Source organism: Colwellia sp. MB3u-55 (assembly GCF_014076785.1).
Classification (GTDB): domain Bacteria; phylum Pseudomonadota; class Gammaproteobacteria; order Enterobacterales; family Alteromonadaceae; genus Colwellia_A.
This window is the reverse complement of the sequence record NZ_JACGUS010000111.1, coordinates 83679-96773: the sequence shown is the minus strand read 5'-3', so window position 1 is coordinate 96773 and position 13095 is coordinate 83679. Positions and strand designations below refer to the sequence as shown.

Annotated in this window: 14 protein-coding genes; 6 read left to right on the top strand and 8 right to left on the bottom strand. The window is 35.1% G+C overall.

The features are described 5' to 3' along the window. Window positions 1–46: 46 nt before the first annotated feature. The 5 genes from H4J66_RS09215 to H4J66_RS09200 all read right to left on the bottom strand — a co-directional run bounded on the left by H4J66_RS09215 (window position 47) and on the right by H4J66_RS09200 (window position 3869). Window positions 47–778, bottom strand: a complete 732-nt coding sequence (locus H4J66_RS09215) for a glycosyltransferase (RefSeq protein WP_182173511.1) — start codon at window positions 776–778, stop codon at window positions 47–49. Window positions 779–1070: 292 nt separating this feature from the next. Beyond that, window positions 1071–2021, bottom strand: a complete 951-nt coding sequence (locus H4J66_RS20625; RefSeq protein WP_182173508.1) for a sensor histidine kinase — start codon at window positions 2019–2021, stop codon at window positions 1071–1073. Window position 2022: 1 nt separating this feature from the next. Further along, window positions 2023–2178, bottom strand: coding sequence for a V4R domain-containing protein (locus H4J66_RS20790; protein WP_220463261.1), 156 nt, complete (start codon window positions 2176–2178; stop codon window positions 2023–2025). Window positions 2179–2180: 2 nt separating this feature from the next. Then, window positions 2181–2567, bottom strand: a complete 387-nt coding sequence (locus H4J66_RS09205) for a heme NO-binding domain-containing protein (protein ID WP_220463260.1) — start codon at window positions 2565–2567, stop codon at window positions 2181–2183. Between the two features lie 15 nt (window positions 2568–2582). Then, on the bottom strand, window positions 2583–3869 hold the full coding sequence (locus H4J66_RS09200) for a response regulator (RefSeq protein WP_182173505.1): 1287 nt from the start codon (window positions 3867–3869) through the stop codon (window positions 2583–2585). Window positions 3870–4175: 306 nt separating this feature from the next. Between H4J66_RS09200 and H4J66_RS09195 the strand changes: the two genes are divergently transcribed. The 4 genes from H4J66_RS09195 (at window position 4176) to H4J66_RS09180 (ending at window position 8601) form a co-directional block, all read left to right on the top strand. After that, on the top strand, window positions 4176–5642 hold the full coding sequence (locus H4J66_RS09195) for a sigma-54 dependent transcriptional regulator (protein ID WP_182173502.1): 1467 nt from the start codon (window positions 4176–4178) through the stop codon (window positions 5640–5642). 191 nt (window positions 5643–5833) lie between these two features. After that, window positions 5834–7114, top strand: coding sequence for an oligosaccharide flippase family protein (locus H4J66_RS09190; protein ID WP_259368595.1), 1281 nt, complete (start codon window positions 5834–5836; stop codon window positions 7112–7114). Then, the gene (locus H4J66_RS09185; protein WP_182173496.1) at window positions 7104–8117 is read left to right on the top strand and encodes a glycosyltransferase family 2 protein; all 1014 of its coding nucleotides are present in this window, start codon (window positions 7104–7106) and stop codon (window positions 8115–8117) included. The genes H4J66_RS09190 and H4J66_RS09185 overlap by 11 nt, the downstream gene beginning before the upstream one ends. Before the next feature lie 73 nt (window positions 8118–8190). Beyond that, the gene (locus H4J66_RS09180; protein WP_182173493.1) at window positions 8191–8601 is read left to right on the top strand and encodes a hypothetical protein; all 411 of its coding nucleotides are present in this window, start codon (window positions 8191–8193) and stop codon (window positions 8599–8601) included. A 121-nt stretch (window positions 8602–8722) separates the two neighbouring features. Here the strand turns inward: H4J66_RS09180 and H4J66_RS09175 are convergent, their stop codons facing one another. From H4J66_RS09175 to H4J66_RS09165, 3 genes are all read right to left on the bottom strand, one after another. Continuing rightward, window positions 8723–8959, bottom strand: coding sequence for a thioredoxin family protein (locus tag H4J66_RS09175; RefSeq protein ID WP_182173579.1), 237 nt, complete (start codon window positions 8957–8959; stop codon window positions 8723–8725). A 23-nt stretch (window positions 8960–8982) separates the two neighbouring features. Next, window positions 8983–9972 carry a permease gene (locus H4J66_RS09170; RefSeq protein ID WP_182173491.1) on the bottom strand — a complete coding sequence of 330 codons (990 nt, stop codon included), beginning with the start codon at window positions 9970–9972 and terminating at the stop codon, window positions 8983–8985. A 305-nt stretch (window positions 9973–10277) separates the two neighbouring features. Beyond that, window positions 10278–11177: a LysR family transcriptional regulator gene (locus H4J66_RS09165; RefSeq protein WP_182173488.1), complete on the bottom strand. Its 900-nt coding sequence runs from the start codon at window positions 11175–11177 to the stop codon at window positions 10278–10280. Between the two features lie 313 nt (window positions 11178–11490). Here H4J66_RS09165 and H4J66_RS09160 point away from each other — a divergent pair, with 313 nt between their 5' ends. Both H4J66_RS09160 and H4J66_RS09155 read left to right on the top strand, forming a co-directional pair. Beyond that, the gene (locus H4J66_RS09160) at window positions 11491–12216 is read left to right on the top strand and encodes a histidine phosphatase family protein (protein ID WP_182173487.1); all 726 of its coding nucleotides are present in this window, start codon (window positions 11491–11493) and stop codon (window positions 12214–12216) included. A 36-nt stretch (window positions 12217–12252) separates the two neighbouring features. Continuing rightward, window positions 12253–13023, top strand: coding sequence for an SDR family oxidoreductase (locus H4J66_RS09155; protein WP_182173486.1), 771 nt, complete (start codon window positions 12253–12255; stop codon window positions 13021–13023). Window positions 13024–13095 lie beyond the last annotated feature (72 nt).

The following is a 13095-nucleotide window of genomic DNA, read 5'->3' as shown; positions in this document are numbered from 1 at the left end:
GCAAAATAAAAATTTAAATTATCATTTTGCAATTTATTTTAAGATGCTAACAACGGACTAATTTTGGATAAAGCGATAAGATGATATTTGTTTCTCGCGACAGGTCGTCTTCGTCTCTTGCTGGAACTGACGTTGGTTGTTTTCTATTAACAAAGGCTAGTATGTGGGCAGAGAGAGCGAAAACAATTTTATGAAATAAATTATTGATAATGCTGGTGCGCATAGGGCCACAATTGCTGTGTCGAATATAGTCACTTAAGTCATAGTCAAAAGTATTATTCCATTTTTGTTCGATCTCTTTTATAAAACTCACCCCTTTACTTAATTCTATGACATGACCGTTTTCACCCCAGCCAACCTTGTTTATTTTTTGTATGCTAGCAAGTCTGGAATCAATAATACTGGTCAGCCATGCAATGGTTTTTTTATTATTCAGCGCAATAAGTACACCAGAATTAAAGCGATTAGAATAACCTTTGGCCATATAAATATATTTTTCATCTTCTACTATTGTTTTTAAAGCGGGGCAATTATCATTTACCACTGTATCAGCATCTAAAAATATAACAGTGTCATATCCCGAGAGTAAAGCTGTTCGCATTAGCGTTAACTTAAGCCAACAGCACTCTACACCTAATTTAGAAATATAAGGCCGAGTTACCGCTTGATGGCAGTATCCTTGCTTTTTAGCATAGTTTTTGTGTGTTGCTAGTTCTTTGTTATACATCAACTGGTAACCATTTAAGGCAATGCTGAGTACTAATGTTGTATTGGTCATAAATGTCACCTTTACTGCAAATGGGTTAATAACTTCTCTATCTGTGAAAAGTGCTCAACTAAGTATTGCAATAACTACTCCATTATTGATAAACCGCTCTTCTAATGGGCTAACAGCGAGTAAGAAAGTATTATATAGATAAAGATGGTGAATTTTTTTTGGGCTGTTGCAAAATGCGAACTTCCGTTGATAAATATTATAAGTTACAAGATTTATGCTAGTGCTAGCGAATAAAGGCATCTAAACCAACACTTTATAGTTAAAGGTTAGTTTAGGGAAAAAGTGTCGCGTGTTAGTTTATCGGTGGACTTGCAAGCGGTAGGCTTATTTTAAAACATGTACCAACACCTACTTCACTCGTGACTGTAATTGTACCGTGATGCTTTTCAATGATGCCATGTGATATCGGCAAACCTAAACCAGTACCTTCGCCAACAGGTTTACTGGTATAAAAAGGATCAAATATTTTTAATATGTTTTCTTCACTTATTCCTCTACCATTATCTTGCACGTAAATAATGACGTTGTCTTGCTCTTGGGTTGTTGTAATGGTCAATATCCCATGGGCTGAGCAGGCATGTGAAGCATTCATAAATAAGTTAATAAAGACCTGATTTAAATCATATGGTTGCCCCATAACGTCACCACAATCAGAAAGTTCTAGATTAATGGCCATAGAGTATTTTATTTCATTAGCAGATACTTTAATGCATTCTTTAATGCAGTCATTAATACTAAAAGCGGTAAAGGCTTCATCTCCTTTATAAGAAATTTTCTTTAAATTGTTAACTATGTTTTTAACGCGCTCTACTCCTTCAATGGTATCGGCTAACAGAGAAGGAATGTCAGTTATTAAATAGTCAGCATCAATTTCTTTACGCATACTTTGATATTGTTGCAACATTGAGTCAACGTTATCTTTGAGAGGTAAATTATCTTGTATAATTTTGTCGAGTTTAAAAAATTCAGTAATATTTTCAGATAAATAAAAGAGGTTACTGTACGAGTAAGCAATAGGATTATTAATTTCATGCGCAATACCAGCCGTAAGTTGTCCCAGTGAAGACATCTTTTCCGATTGGATAAGTTGTGCTTGGGTTGTTTTTAATTCTGCAACAACCCCTTCAAGGTTTAAAACATTTTCGTATAATTGTCGTGATTTATCCTCAAGTAGCTTTTCCGCCAACTGTCGTGCCTTTTTTTCGCGGATATAGGCAGTTTTATACGCGTCTTCTTTAGTCATGTTAATCCTTGAAAGATATTACTAATTTACATTTATTGGCTCCATCATGCATGCATTCAGACTGTTCAATTACAATAGCTTGTTTAAAGTGTTGAGCAGCACCCGAAATTAATCCTTCACAAAGATGGCATAACTTGCGCTTAGATTGATAAAACATAATTAAATCGCCATTAGGTTTTCATCGAATTTAAAACTTGGTAAGTAAGAATCTGGATAAACACGCTTTACTTCCTTTTGAATAACACCTTCAATACAAATGAGAAAATCTTTTAAATTATCAATATGTGATAAGTTAGCAGGGCTACGATTAAGTAAATGGATAAATAAATATTCACCAAAGGTGCGAACTAACGTCGGCGGATCTATTTGGGTTAATGTCGATAGTTCAGCAACAAAAGACATTATTTCGGAGTCTTCATACTGCATACTTTTAGTATAAATACCTTCAGAATTTGGTTTTACTTTATCTAACAACTCATTCCATGCAGACATGCCTAATTTTTCAATGACCATTTCGGAAAATATGGTGTATATATAACCTTGCATGGTCATTTCCTTAAATTATGATAATGATTCAATAACAATCTTAAATTGGTGTTTTTGATTAATCTCGTATTCAATTAGCTTATTAATTGTGTGTTCGGTAAACTCATGTCCTTCAGCTAAAATAAGCAAGTTATTTGCAGAAAACAAACCATATTTTAATATCATGTTGGGTAAAAGTTGTCGTGTCGTTAAGCCTTTTTCAGAAATATTATTAATAACTAATTCGGGGTTGGCCATTAATATATCTAAAACTTCTTTGGAATATTTAATACCTTTCGATTTATTTAACGCGACCAGTACTTGCTTATGATCTAGCCTTTTAACATCAATCTTACCGCAAGAAAATCGCCAATAATCTCTTGCAACACTTATTATTTTACAGGCAAGCAATGTTTTACTATTAACTTTATTTTTTAGTTCTTCTAGTGAATGAAATTGATAGGTTAGTATTGCTTTTACAGCATTTAAACGTTGCGCTGGCGAGAGAATTTGTTGAGCAATATCTCCCTGAGTCAAAAAAATCTTTTTTTGTTCGAAATTGAGTAAATTAAAGGGGGTACAAACAATGGTCGAATCAAACCCTAACAATCCAATTTCGTTGAGAAAACCTGATAAGCAAATATCATGCAATGCTTCTTTATCTAGACAGAGCTTTTCTCCTAATCGACCGGCTAATTGTGCTACATTTTTCGCAAAATCAGCATTAAGATCAGGACTGATCGCAATGAAGTTAAATAACATTTTCTCACAGGCTTTATTGTCTTGTTCATTTCTTGTTAATGACGTTCTAATTTGTTTGGTGCGTAAATTTACTTTTCCCTCTAAGTCATGATTTAGGCTTTTAAGTAATTTACTTTTCTTTTCAATTTTACGTTTTAGATTATGGTTTTCCTCTTTTAAATGGGTGATCTCCAAACCTTCTTCAACAGCATTAATTAGGTCATTATTATTCCACGGTTTATTGATAAAACGATTGATTTTACCTAAATTAATTGCTGCCACGGTTGATTCAAAATTAGCATAACCACTTAATACTATTCGGTAAGTGTCTGGGTGTGAATTAGCAACTATTGCTAATAACGCTGCGCCGTCCATTTCAGGCATTCTCATATCAGAAATAATGATATCTACGTGCGTTTTCTCTAAAATTTCTAGTGCGTTTTGAGCACTATTAGCAATAATGACATTATATGACTTGCGGTGAAATAAACGTTGCAAAGTCCTGAGTATAATTCGTTCATCATCAACACATAAAACAGTCATATCTGAATACAAAGCATTTTGGGTACTACTATCTGACATAATCTCTCCCTATAAACTTTACAACTGAAATAAATAGTTTTAATGATGTTAATTATAACGACCACTATATTATCTATTTTTTACTTTATAGTGATAAATAATATACATATATTATAGCTATAACGGTTATTTATTCAAAAATTATTGATATTATTATAATTAATAAGTCAATTTACCTTAACAATATTTGTAATTGTTGAGGCGATACCTTAAGTTTTAAATATGGAATAAAAAATAGTTATAGCTAAATGTAACACTGTTTTATAGAAAAGTTATTGGGCATTAGTGTTGATTTTAAGGAAAAAAATGCAAAATTTGAATAAATCAGTCATTTTATTTGTTGACGATGAACCCGCTATTTTAAGATCGCTACAACGTATTGCGGGTAAAGTGGATGCGACTATTTTAACAGCTGCTAGCGGCGGTGAAGCACTTGAAGTGATTAAAAAATGTCATGTTGATGTCATTGTTTCTGATATCAATATGCCCAATATGGACGGCAATCAATTACTTGAACAAGTTGCTCAAATTTCACCTGAAACTGTTCGTATTGTTTTAACGGGCTGTGACAACATGGATATGGTACTTGATGCGATTAATTCAGGGCACATTTGGGGTTTTTTACATAAACCTTGGGATAATTTCGAACTTATTGTTAAGTTAAAGCAAGCATTACACCTTCAGCATATACTTGCTGAGCGTACCTTAATGCGAAGAACGATTGATCAATACCAAAAATATCATAAAGCAAAATTTGAAGGCTTTATTGGTGATTCAATTCCGATGCAATTTGTTTATTCTTGTATCGAACAAAGCGCCCCCAGCAGTGCCTCTGTATTTATTACTGGGCCTAGTGGCTCAGGAAAAGAAGTTGCTGCACAGGCAATTCATCGCTTAAGTAAAAGAAAAAACGGACCTTTTATTGCGCTCAACTGTGCCGCTATACCCTCAGAACTGATGGAATCAGAAATTTTTGGTCACATCAAAGGAGCATTTTCTGGTGCTGTTTCAAATCGTGACGGTGCAGCGTCATTGGCCAACGGCGGCAGCTTATTTCTTGATGAAATTGGTGAAATGGATATCAGTTTACAGGCTAAATTATTACGTTTTATTCAAACTGGTTGTTTTCAAAAGGTCGGTAGCGGTAAAGAAGAAAAAGTAGACATTCGTTTTATCAGTGCAACCAATCGAGCCCCTCAAGTTGCCATTGATGAAAAGAAACTACGTGAAGATCTCTTTTATCGGCTCAATGTCATTTCTATCGTGTTACCCGCTTTAAATGAACGTGGTAGTGATATTGTGAAGTTAGCTGAATATTTCTTAAGTCACTTTAGTAAAATTGAAGAAAAAGTTTTTGTGGGTTTCTCAACTAAGGCTGAGGCATTAATTACATCGTACTCTTGGCCAGGTAATGTTAGACAACTGCAAAATATTATTCATAGCGCAACAATTATGTCTGAAGGACCCTTAATTTCTGAACAAGTGATTGTTCAGCAACTTGGTCAGCAGTTTAAGCAGCCTGCTCTTGCAACACCTCCCCCGCAAAAAGCGGTTGCCTCGGCACAAGATGATATAAATATGCAGACACCGATGCTCAATACAGCTAATTTAACACCTTCAATAATTACCTTAGCTGATGTCGAAAAGTATGCCATTGAACAAGCGATTGCCTTGTGTGAAGATAACATCGTCAAAGCGGCCAGTGAGCTAGGTGTGAGTCCATCAACGCTTTATCGAAAAATTCAGCAATGGCAAGTACCAACGCTAGATTAATACCATTTTTAATTTGCAAAAAGCGCTGGTAAATTTTTCAAAGTGCAAATTATTATCAGCACATCACCTAGGTACAAAATAAAACATATAATAATCAGTGAATTAAAATAATTTAAACATTGGAACGAAACTTGATTGTATCATTGTTAACGATTTAGCAATGATAATTTAGGAGTGTTCTAGTGCAGTTAATGTCTTTATTTAGGACGCAAGTTAAAGCGGTAATTGAGCTGTTATCAAATACTATTTGGTTACTTAGTGCAGAGTTTGTTGCTAAAGTCTCTAGAATTTTCACTATCGTTGTACTTGCCGCACAATTATCGCCAATCTCTTATGGTACAGCTATGTTAGCGCTGGCCTTTCACGATGTCTTTGCATTAATATTACGAGCCGGTGTAGGTAGTCAAATTATTAACTGCAAACAAGCGCAAGTGGCTAGTTTTGCAAAAAGTGGTATAGTCATCCAATGGGCTATCTGTCTTACTATCGCCATAGGTCAGTGGAGCTCTGCAGACTTTCTATCATCACTTTATGACAATGATAATATTGCCTCATTACTAAAAATAATGGCTGTAATTTATCTGCTATACCCTTGGGTGAGTGTAAAAATATTTTTGTTGCAGCGCGCTAATAAAATGCGTTGGTTTAGTATCAGAAATGGTGTTTGTGTCATCATCGAAAATGTATCTATAGCGGTAGCAGCTTTACTTGGGGCTGATATCTTTGCTGTTGCTTTGGGTAAAATTGCCTTTTCACTGTTTTGGTTGTTGCTATTTTCATTCGCACCGGTTCAATCATATGGGGTTGGTTTTGATAAAACTGTAATCAAGCACATGTTAAGAACATCAGGAAAGCTTTTTAATACGGAATTTTTACGTGGAATTCGAGTTCATGCCGATACTTTTATTGCCGGTAAGTTACTAACCCCTGAGTTGTTTGGTTTTTATAGTTTTGCAAAAAATGCTGGGGTAGGTTTAAGTCAGTCAATTAACCAAGTTTATATGGCTGCTTTATATCCTTATATTTGCAAGTTAGCTCGGCAAGGGCAGTTATTAGCACAACAAAAGAAAATATTTGCTTTTACATTATTCATTGGTTTTTTATTCGTTCTTCAGGCCTTAATTGCTCCTATTTATGTACCAATTTTGTTCGACGATAAATGGTCGTCAGCTGTACCTATCATCACAATATTATGTTTAGTGGCACTACCTAATTTAATTATTGATATTGTTTGTTGTTTTCAGCGAGCAACAGAGCAATACCACCTTGAAACCTTTACTCGTTTAGTTTGCCTGTCAGTTTCTTTACTCACGCTCATTATTATGATGCCAAAAGAGCCAATGGAATTTGCCGTTGTTATCTTTTTTAGCAATCTATTTTGCTTAATCCCCATTTACTTAATTAATGTTCTAAAACCCTTAAATTATAATCTACGCACTTTATTTAATAGGAATAAATCACATGAAATCTAATGCTGTTCCAATAGTCTCAGTTATTATTCCAATGTATAACGTTGAAAAATATATTGAACAAAGTATTGATAGCGTTCTTAAACAAACCTATCATAATTTTGAAATTATTTTAGTCGATGATGGTTGTACTGATGATACCTTAAATAAAGTGAATAAATTTACAGACCCTAGAATTAGACTTATTCACCAAACTAATCGAGGTTTGTCTGGTGCAAGAAATACCGGTATAGATTCGGCTCGTGGTTTATATGTTGCTTTACTTGATGCTGACGATTATTGGGCTAAAGATAAATTAGCTAAACATATTCAACATTTATCAGCGAACCCTAAGGTAGGGGTAAGTTACTGTCCGTCATTGTTTATTAATAAAGAAGGCGCACTTTTAGGTGTTGGTCAATTTCCTAAGCTGAGCAATATAACTAAACAACATATTTTTTGTCGTAATCCAGTAGGTAATGGCTCATCGCCAGTGATTAGAAGAGCGTTATTAGCAGAAATTGGCTATTTTGGTGTTAAAAGAGATAAATATCGAAAAATGTATTTTGATGAAAGTTTGAGACAATCTGAAGATATCGAATTATGGACTCGCATAGCATTAACCACTGCATGGAAATTTGCTGGTATTGCCAAACCTTTAACTTATTATCGAGTTAACGATATTGGCCTTTCAGCAGATGTTGATAAGCAGTATTCAAGTTGGCAACATGCCGTTATGCTAAACCAAGCTTCTGATCCAACCTTTTTCAAACAGTTTTATAGCTTAGCAAGGGCATATCAGCTTCGTTATTTAGCTAGACGGGCGATACAGTCTGAAAGTAAACTGACAGCTTTTAAGCTTATTCATCAAGCAATTTTTTGTAATTACAGGATTCTTTTTCAAGAGCCTAGTCGCACGATAATGACGTTAGGCTGTGCTTGGTTAAAGTTTTTACCGAGCAAGCTATATCGGCGAATAGAGAAGTTTGCCATGTTAAATTTTGGCAATAGTTCAATTAAACAATAAGGTTAAAAGTGTAATGAAGACCTATAATCTATATCAGTTCTTGTACTACTTATAATAGTTAATTAGAGGCACTATGGCGCGTAATAATAAATCAGATGATAGCTCAAAAGTTAATCAGCTATTAAGTGGCATGGATAAATCTGTTGCAGAAAGTTTCACTTATAAACAACGCAAAGCATTACAAAAAAGCATTAGTTCGCAAGACTGGCGAAGTCACAATGTAGATTTTAGACCTACATTAGCATTGCCTTTTCTCCCTTGGAGTTTCTATATTGTTTTTCTAGTGGGTATTAATAGAAGGGGGCTTACACACACTGAACGTTTTATTGCTTTTGCTATGTTTTTATTATTTATATTCGTCTTTGGTTTAGCCATAATTGGTTGTGTGTTTTTGTTAATTTATTTATTAAAATCATGGTTAGGAATAGATTTTTTTCCAAATGAATCTTTAGGTATTTGGGATGCATTCAAAAATCTTTTTTAGCGATTTTACGTAAAGTAAATGCTTTAACAGGCATAATGATAGATTTTTATATAACATTGCTTACAGCTTGATAATGCTATCTGTTAGTTATTAAGCCGTATGTATCACTTGCCAGATACACTTAGTTGATTAACCATGACCGAATAGCATCTCTGTCTGGGATAGAACCGCTATGGACATTAACATTATTAATTAAAACTGCGGGGGTAGTCATTACGCCATATTCCATAATAATTTCGAGGTCTGTTTCTTTTATTACCAGAACGTTAATATTGAGTTCTTTAGCTATTTTAGAAATTTTTTCAACAGTCTTTATATATTTAGTACAGCCAGTACCCAGTACTTTTATTTCTTTTATAATATTTTCTCTTTAGTTAGGTGTTAAATAAAGGAGCTTAAAAAATTAAATGTCCAACCAATTAAAGTAAATGCACTAAGCAATAGGATAAAAAGAATCGCCAATAACCGCCATTGTATGACTTGCTTTAATAAGATAAATTCAGGAAAACTTGCAGCTACAGTACTCATACAAAAAGCCATTGTGGTACCTACAGGAAGACCTTGTTTAAGTAAACTTTCCATGACAGGAATAACACCGGTCGCATTAGAATATAAAGGTATGCCAAGTAAAACTGCAGAAGGAACTGACCACCATTGCCCATCGCCTAAATGCGCATGAATCCAACCGTCGGGAACAAAACCATGTAAAGCTGAGCCTAACCCTACACCTACGATGACCCATTTCCATACTCGTCCAAAAATTTCGCTGAGCTCTTCCTTTGCAAAAGTATGTCTTTGTTTCAACGATAATATTGCAGATTGTTTAGCTTTAACTCTTACCGTGTTTTGACCGCGTTCTAACGCTTTGGCGGCAAAAGATTGCAACCAACGTTCAGCGTTGATGGCATCAAGAAAAATACCGCCTAATATGCCAACAGACATCCCAACCACAATGTAAAGCAGGGTAAACTTCCATCCCAATAAACTAAGTAACAGCAATACTGCTACTTCATTTATCAGTGGTGATGTAATGAGAAATGACATCGTTATACCCACAGGGATCCCTGCTGATGTAAAACCCAAAAATACTGGAATACTCGAGCAAGAACAAAACGGCGTTATTGCGCCAAAACTTGAGCCAAGTAAATAACCAACCCTTGAATGTTTACCGGCTAAATAATCACGAATACCTTCAACATTCATTGACGCTCTTAATAAAGCAATAGCGTAGATCATTATCAATAACAAAAAGAATATCTTAGTGGTGTCTTCGATAAAAAAATGAAGGGCATCGCCTAGTTTTGTTGTTCTAGATAAGCCAAATATATCAACAACTAACCATGTGGCTAAATCGGTAAATATCTCAAACATAAGCTGCCCTATCGAGATGGATAATAAGTAATAAAATAAGTTCGCTAAGGTAGTATGGATTTTGTAACACGGTTTTAAACAGCCTTAACGGTAAAATTTAAACCGATAAAAGACAATAATAAGCGATTGATATACTCATTATTATAATAGAACAGCGTTGTTATACTTTGACTTAAGTCAGGTTGTCGCTAATTACTGCCGATAAAAAGACGGTAGTATTAGTAGGTGAGTTCGTTGAGTATCGATATTTTCCCTTTGCGCTATTTTTGGCGTTAGGCAAAGGGTATATCTAGCAATAAGGGCCTTTAAACGCCGGGTGTTGCTTGAATGACTTTATTTCTAAGCCATTTGTTAGCGGGTTCAAAGTCTAGGTTTGTATGCCAATAAAGATGCATATCAATATCAGGTAGTGTTACAGGTAATGGGTATATAACCAAATCGAGTAATTGTGCGTACATTTTAGCGGTTGTTTCTGTTGCCGTGAGTAACATATCGTTACCTGCTATAACCCGACATGCTGAAAATGTATGCTGACAACGCAAACCTATTTTACGTTGTAATCCAAGACGAGCTAATTCGAAATCCTCAATGCTTGGTCCTGTAGAACGCGACGACACTAAAATATGGTCCATCGCCAAGTAGCTTTCTAAATCGAGTATTGCGTTAATTTGTGGATTATTTTTACGTGCAATAACGACTAATTTATCTTTTTCTAATTGGGTGTGTAATATATTGTCGCTAACGGGTAATAAAGTATCTATGGCTAAGTCAATGTCGCCACTGGCGAGTTTGTTTTCCAGTTCATGGCGATTAACTCGGCGGCTACTTTGTATATTTACCCAGGGCGCTTCTTTATGAATTCTCTGTATCAAAGGCGGCAAGTAAGAAGCTTCTAAGGCAACATGCAAGGATATGGTAAAACTTTTACGCGAGGTCATCGGTTGAAATTGTTTTGACTGTGCTAAACATATTTGTAATTGACGTAAAGCTTCACGAACATCTGCAACTACATTATTAGCCACTACAGTAGGACGCATTTCATTGCCTTGTCTCACAAAAAGTGGATCGTCAAAATGTGCGCGTAGTTTACTCAAAGAGTGACTCACTGCTGGCTGTGATAAATTCAGTGCTGATGCTGCTTTGGTAATATTGCCTTCGCAGTAAATGGCTTCGAAGACCACAAATAAATTTAAGTCGACTTTCATCGTTATTTTTCAACCTAATTCGTAAAATAATAAATTAATATTGCCATTGTATTCATAAAATGAATAGTTAATCATTAAGTTTATTATTTAATTTAATTAGGGTCATATATTTAATCAATCGTTATTATATATCGGCTTCTTTATTTATAAGATGAATAGTAGGTCATAATAACTATTCATTTGTTTAATTGTTTACTGGCAATTAATATCAATATATAGAAAAAACAGATATTTAAAGAATCTCAATTAATGATGAAGATGATAATAAGCGCGCTATTAAAACCGCAACCTATTTTTGTGAAAGGGTAAACGCATGACGGCCATCTATCTTATACGTCACGGGCAAGCCTCTTTTGGTAAAGCCGACTACGACCTCTTGTCTGAAAAAGGCAGTGAACAATCGCGCTTATTGGGTAAGTATTGGCAAGCCATGTCTGCACCAGAAAAAATTTACTCGGGTGATTTGCTGCGACACGGACAAACCCTAGAACACTTCTTACTGGGTTATGAAAGTGAACCATCACACGTGATACTGCATTCAGGGTTTAATGAGTTTAATCATCAAGAATTGTTAACTTGTTATGATGCACAATGGAAAGATTTTTCAAAAATGGCTACGATAATGAGTAAACATCCGAGCGCAAATAAAGCTTTTCAAAAAGAGTTTGCCAATGCACTGCTCCGGTGGACAAGTGGCAAGCACGACAATGAGTATAAAGAAAGTTGGAGTCAATTTAAAAAACGTTGTATTAGCGCATTGCAAGATGTCATTAAGCAAGAACTAACGGCAAGAAAAACAACGACACAAGCGCATCAACATACAAACAATATTTGTATCTTTACTTCAAGTGGCACCATAGCTGTCATTATTCAGCATGTTTTAGGCTTATCTGATGAAAAAACATTAATCATCAATCAACAGTCACGCAATACTGGTGTTACTAAATTACTCTTTTCAGAGAAGAATTTAAGCATTGATTATTTTAACAATTATAGTCATTTGACCCTTGCAGGTGAAGACTGGGTGACGTTTAGATAATCGATAAAATATTAGCAACTAAGAAGGAGACTTAACATGAACAAGATTAACTTATTCGATCTAACAGGAAAAATCGCTTTGGTTACTGGCGCAAGTCGTGGCATTGGTGAGCAAATAGCTAAATTATTGGCGCAAAGTGGCGCACATGTCATTGTTTCTAGCCGTAAAGTTGAAGGTTGCCAAACTGTTGTTGACGATATTATTGCCGCAGGTGGCAGCGCTCAAGCTATACCTTGTCATATTGGAGAAATGGACCAAATAGAAAACATTTTTTCTTTGATTAAAGAACAACATGGCAAGCTTGATATTTTAATTAATAACGCTGCGGCAAATCCCTATTTTGGCCATGTGTTAGATACTGATTTAAGTGCTTTTCAAAAAACAGTCGACGTGAATATTCGCGGATATTTTTTCATGTCTGTTATTGGGGCAAAGCTAATGAAAGAAAATAATGGTGGCGCTATTGTCAATGTAGCTTCTATTAACGGTGTTATTCCTGGTGACTTTCAGGGGATTTATTCCATTACCAAGGCCGCGGTTATCTCTATGACTAAGACCTTTGCCAAAGAGTGTGCTCAATTTAATATTCGAGTTAATGCTTTATTACCCGGCGGCACTGATACAAAATTTGCGTCAACATTAGTCAATAATCCCAAGATACTTGAACAAATGCTGCATCACGTGCCGATGAAGCGTATTGCGCAGCCTGAAGAAATGGCTGGCACTGTACTTTACTTAGTTTCAAATGCATCAAGTTACACGACAGGCACTGCGATTAACGTTGATGGTGGTTATTTAATTGGTTAGGTAATAAAGTTATGAACAAGGCTTTGGCAACCGTTGGCATTAATTTGTCTGCTGCAATATTTAATATTAATA

Excerpts from the sequence above, each read along its gene's own strand:
- H4J66_RS09215 (WP_182173511.1), bottom strand. The coding sequence starts at position 778 with ATGACCAATACAACATTAGTACTCAGCATTGCCTTAAATGGTTACCAG.
- H4J66_RS20625 (WP_182173508.1), bottom strand. The coding sequence starts at position 2,021 with ATGACTAAAGAAGACGCGTATAAAACTGCCTATATCCGCGAAAAAAAG.
- H4J66_RS20790 (WP_220463261.1), bottom strand. The coding sequence starts at position 2,178 with ATGTTTTATCAATCTAAGCGCAAGTTATGCCATCTTTGTGAAGGATTA.
- H4J66_RS09205 (WP_220463260.1), bottom strand. The coding sequence starts at position 2,567 with ATGCAAGGTTATATATACACCATATTTTCCGAAATGGTCATTGAAAAA.
- H4J66_RS09200 (WP_182173505.1), bottom strand. The coding sequence starts at position 3,869 with ATGTCAGATAGTAGTACCCAAAATGCTTTGTATTCAGATATGACTGTT.
- H4J66_RS09195 (WP_182173502.1), top strand. The coding sequence starts at position 4,176 with ATGCAAAATTTGAATAAATCAGTCATTTTATTTGTTGACGATGAACCC.
- H4J66_RS09190 (WP_259368595.1), top strand. The coding sequence starts at position 5,834 with ATGTCTTTATTTAGGACGCAAGTTAAAGCGGTAATTGAGCTGTTATCA.
- H4J66_RS09185 (WP_182173496.1), top strand. The coding sequence starts at position 7,104 with ATGAAATCTAATGCTGTTCCAATAGTCTCAGTTATTATTCCAATGTAT.
- H4J66_RS09180 (WP_182173493.1), top strand. The coding sequence starts at position 8,191 with ATGGCGCGTAATAATAAATCAGATGATAGCTCAAAAGTTAATCAGCTA.
- H4J66_RS09170 (WP_182173491.1), bottom strand. The coding sequence starts at position 9,972 with ATGTTTGAGATATTTACCGATTTAGCCACATGGTTAGTTGTTGATATA.
- H4J66_RS09165 (WP_182173488.1), bottom strand. The coding sequence starts at position 11,177 with ATGAAAGTCGACTTAAATTTATTTGTGGTCTTCGAAGCCATTTACTGC.
- H4J66_RS09160 (WP_182173487.1), top strand. The coding sequence starts at position 11,491 with ATGACGGCCATCTATCTTATACGTCACGGGCAAGCCTCTTTTGGTAAA.
- H4J66_RS09155 (WP_182173486.1), top strand. The coding sequence starts at position 12,253 with ATGAACAAGATTAACTTATTCGATCTAACAGGAAAAATCGCTTTGGTT.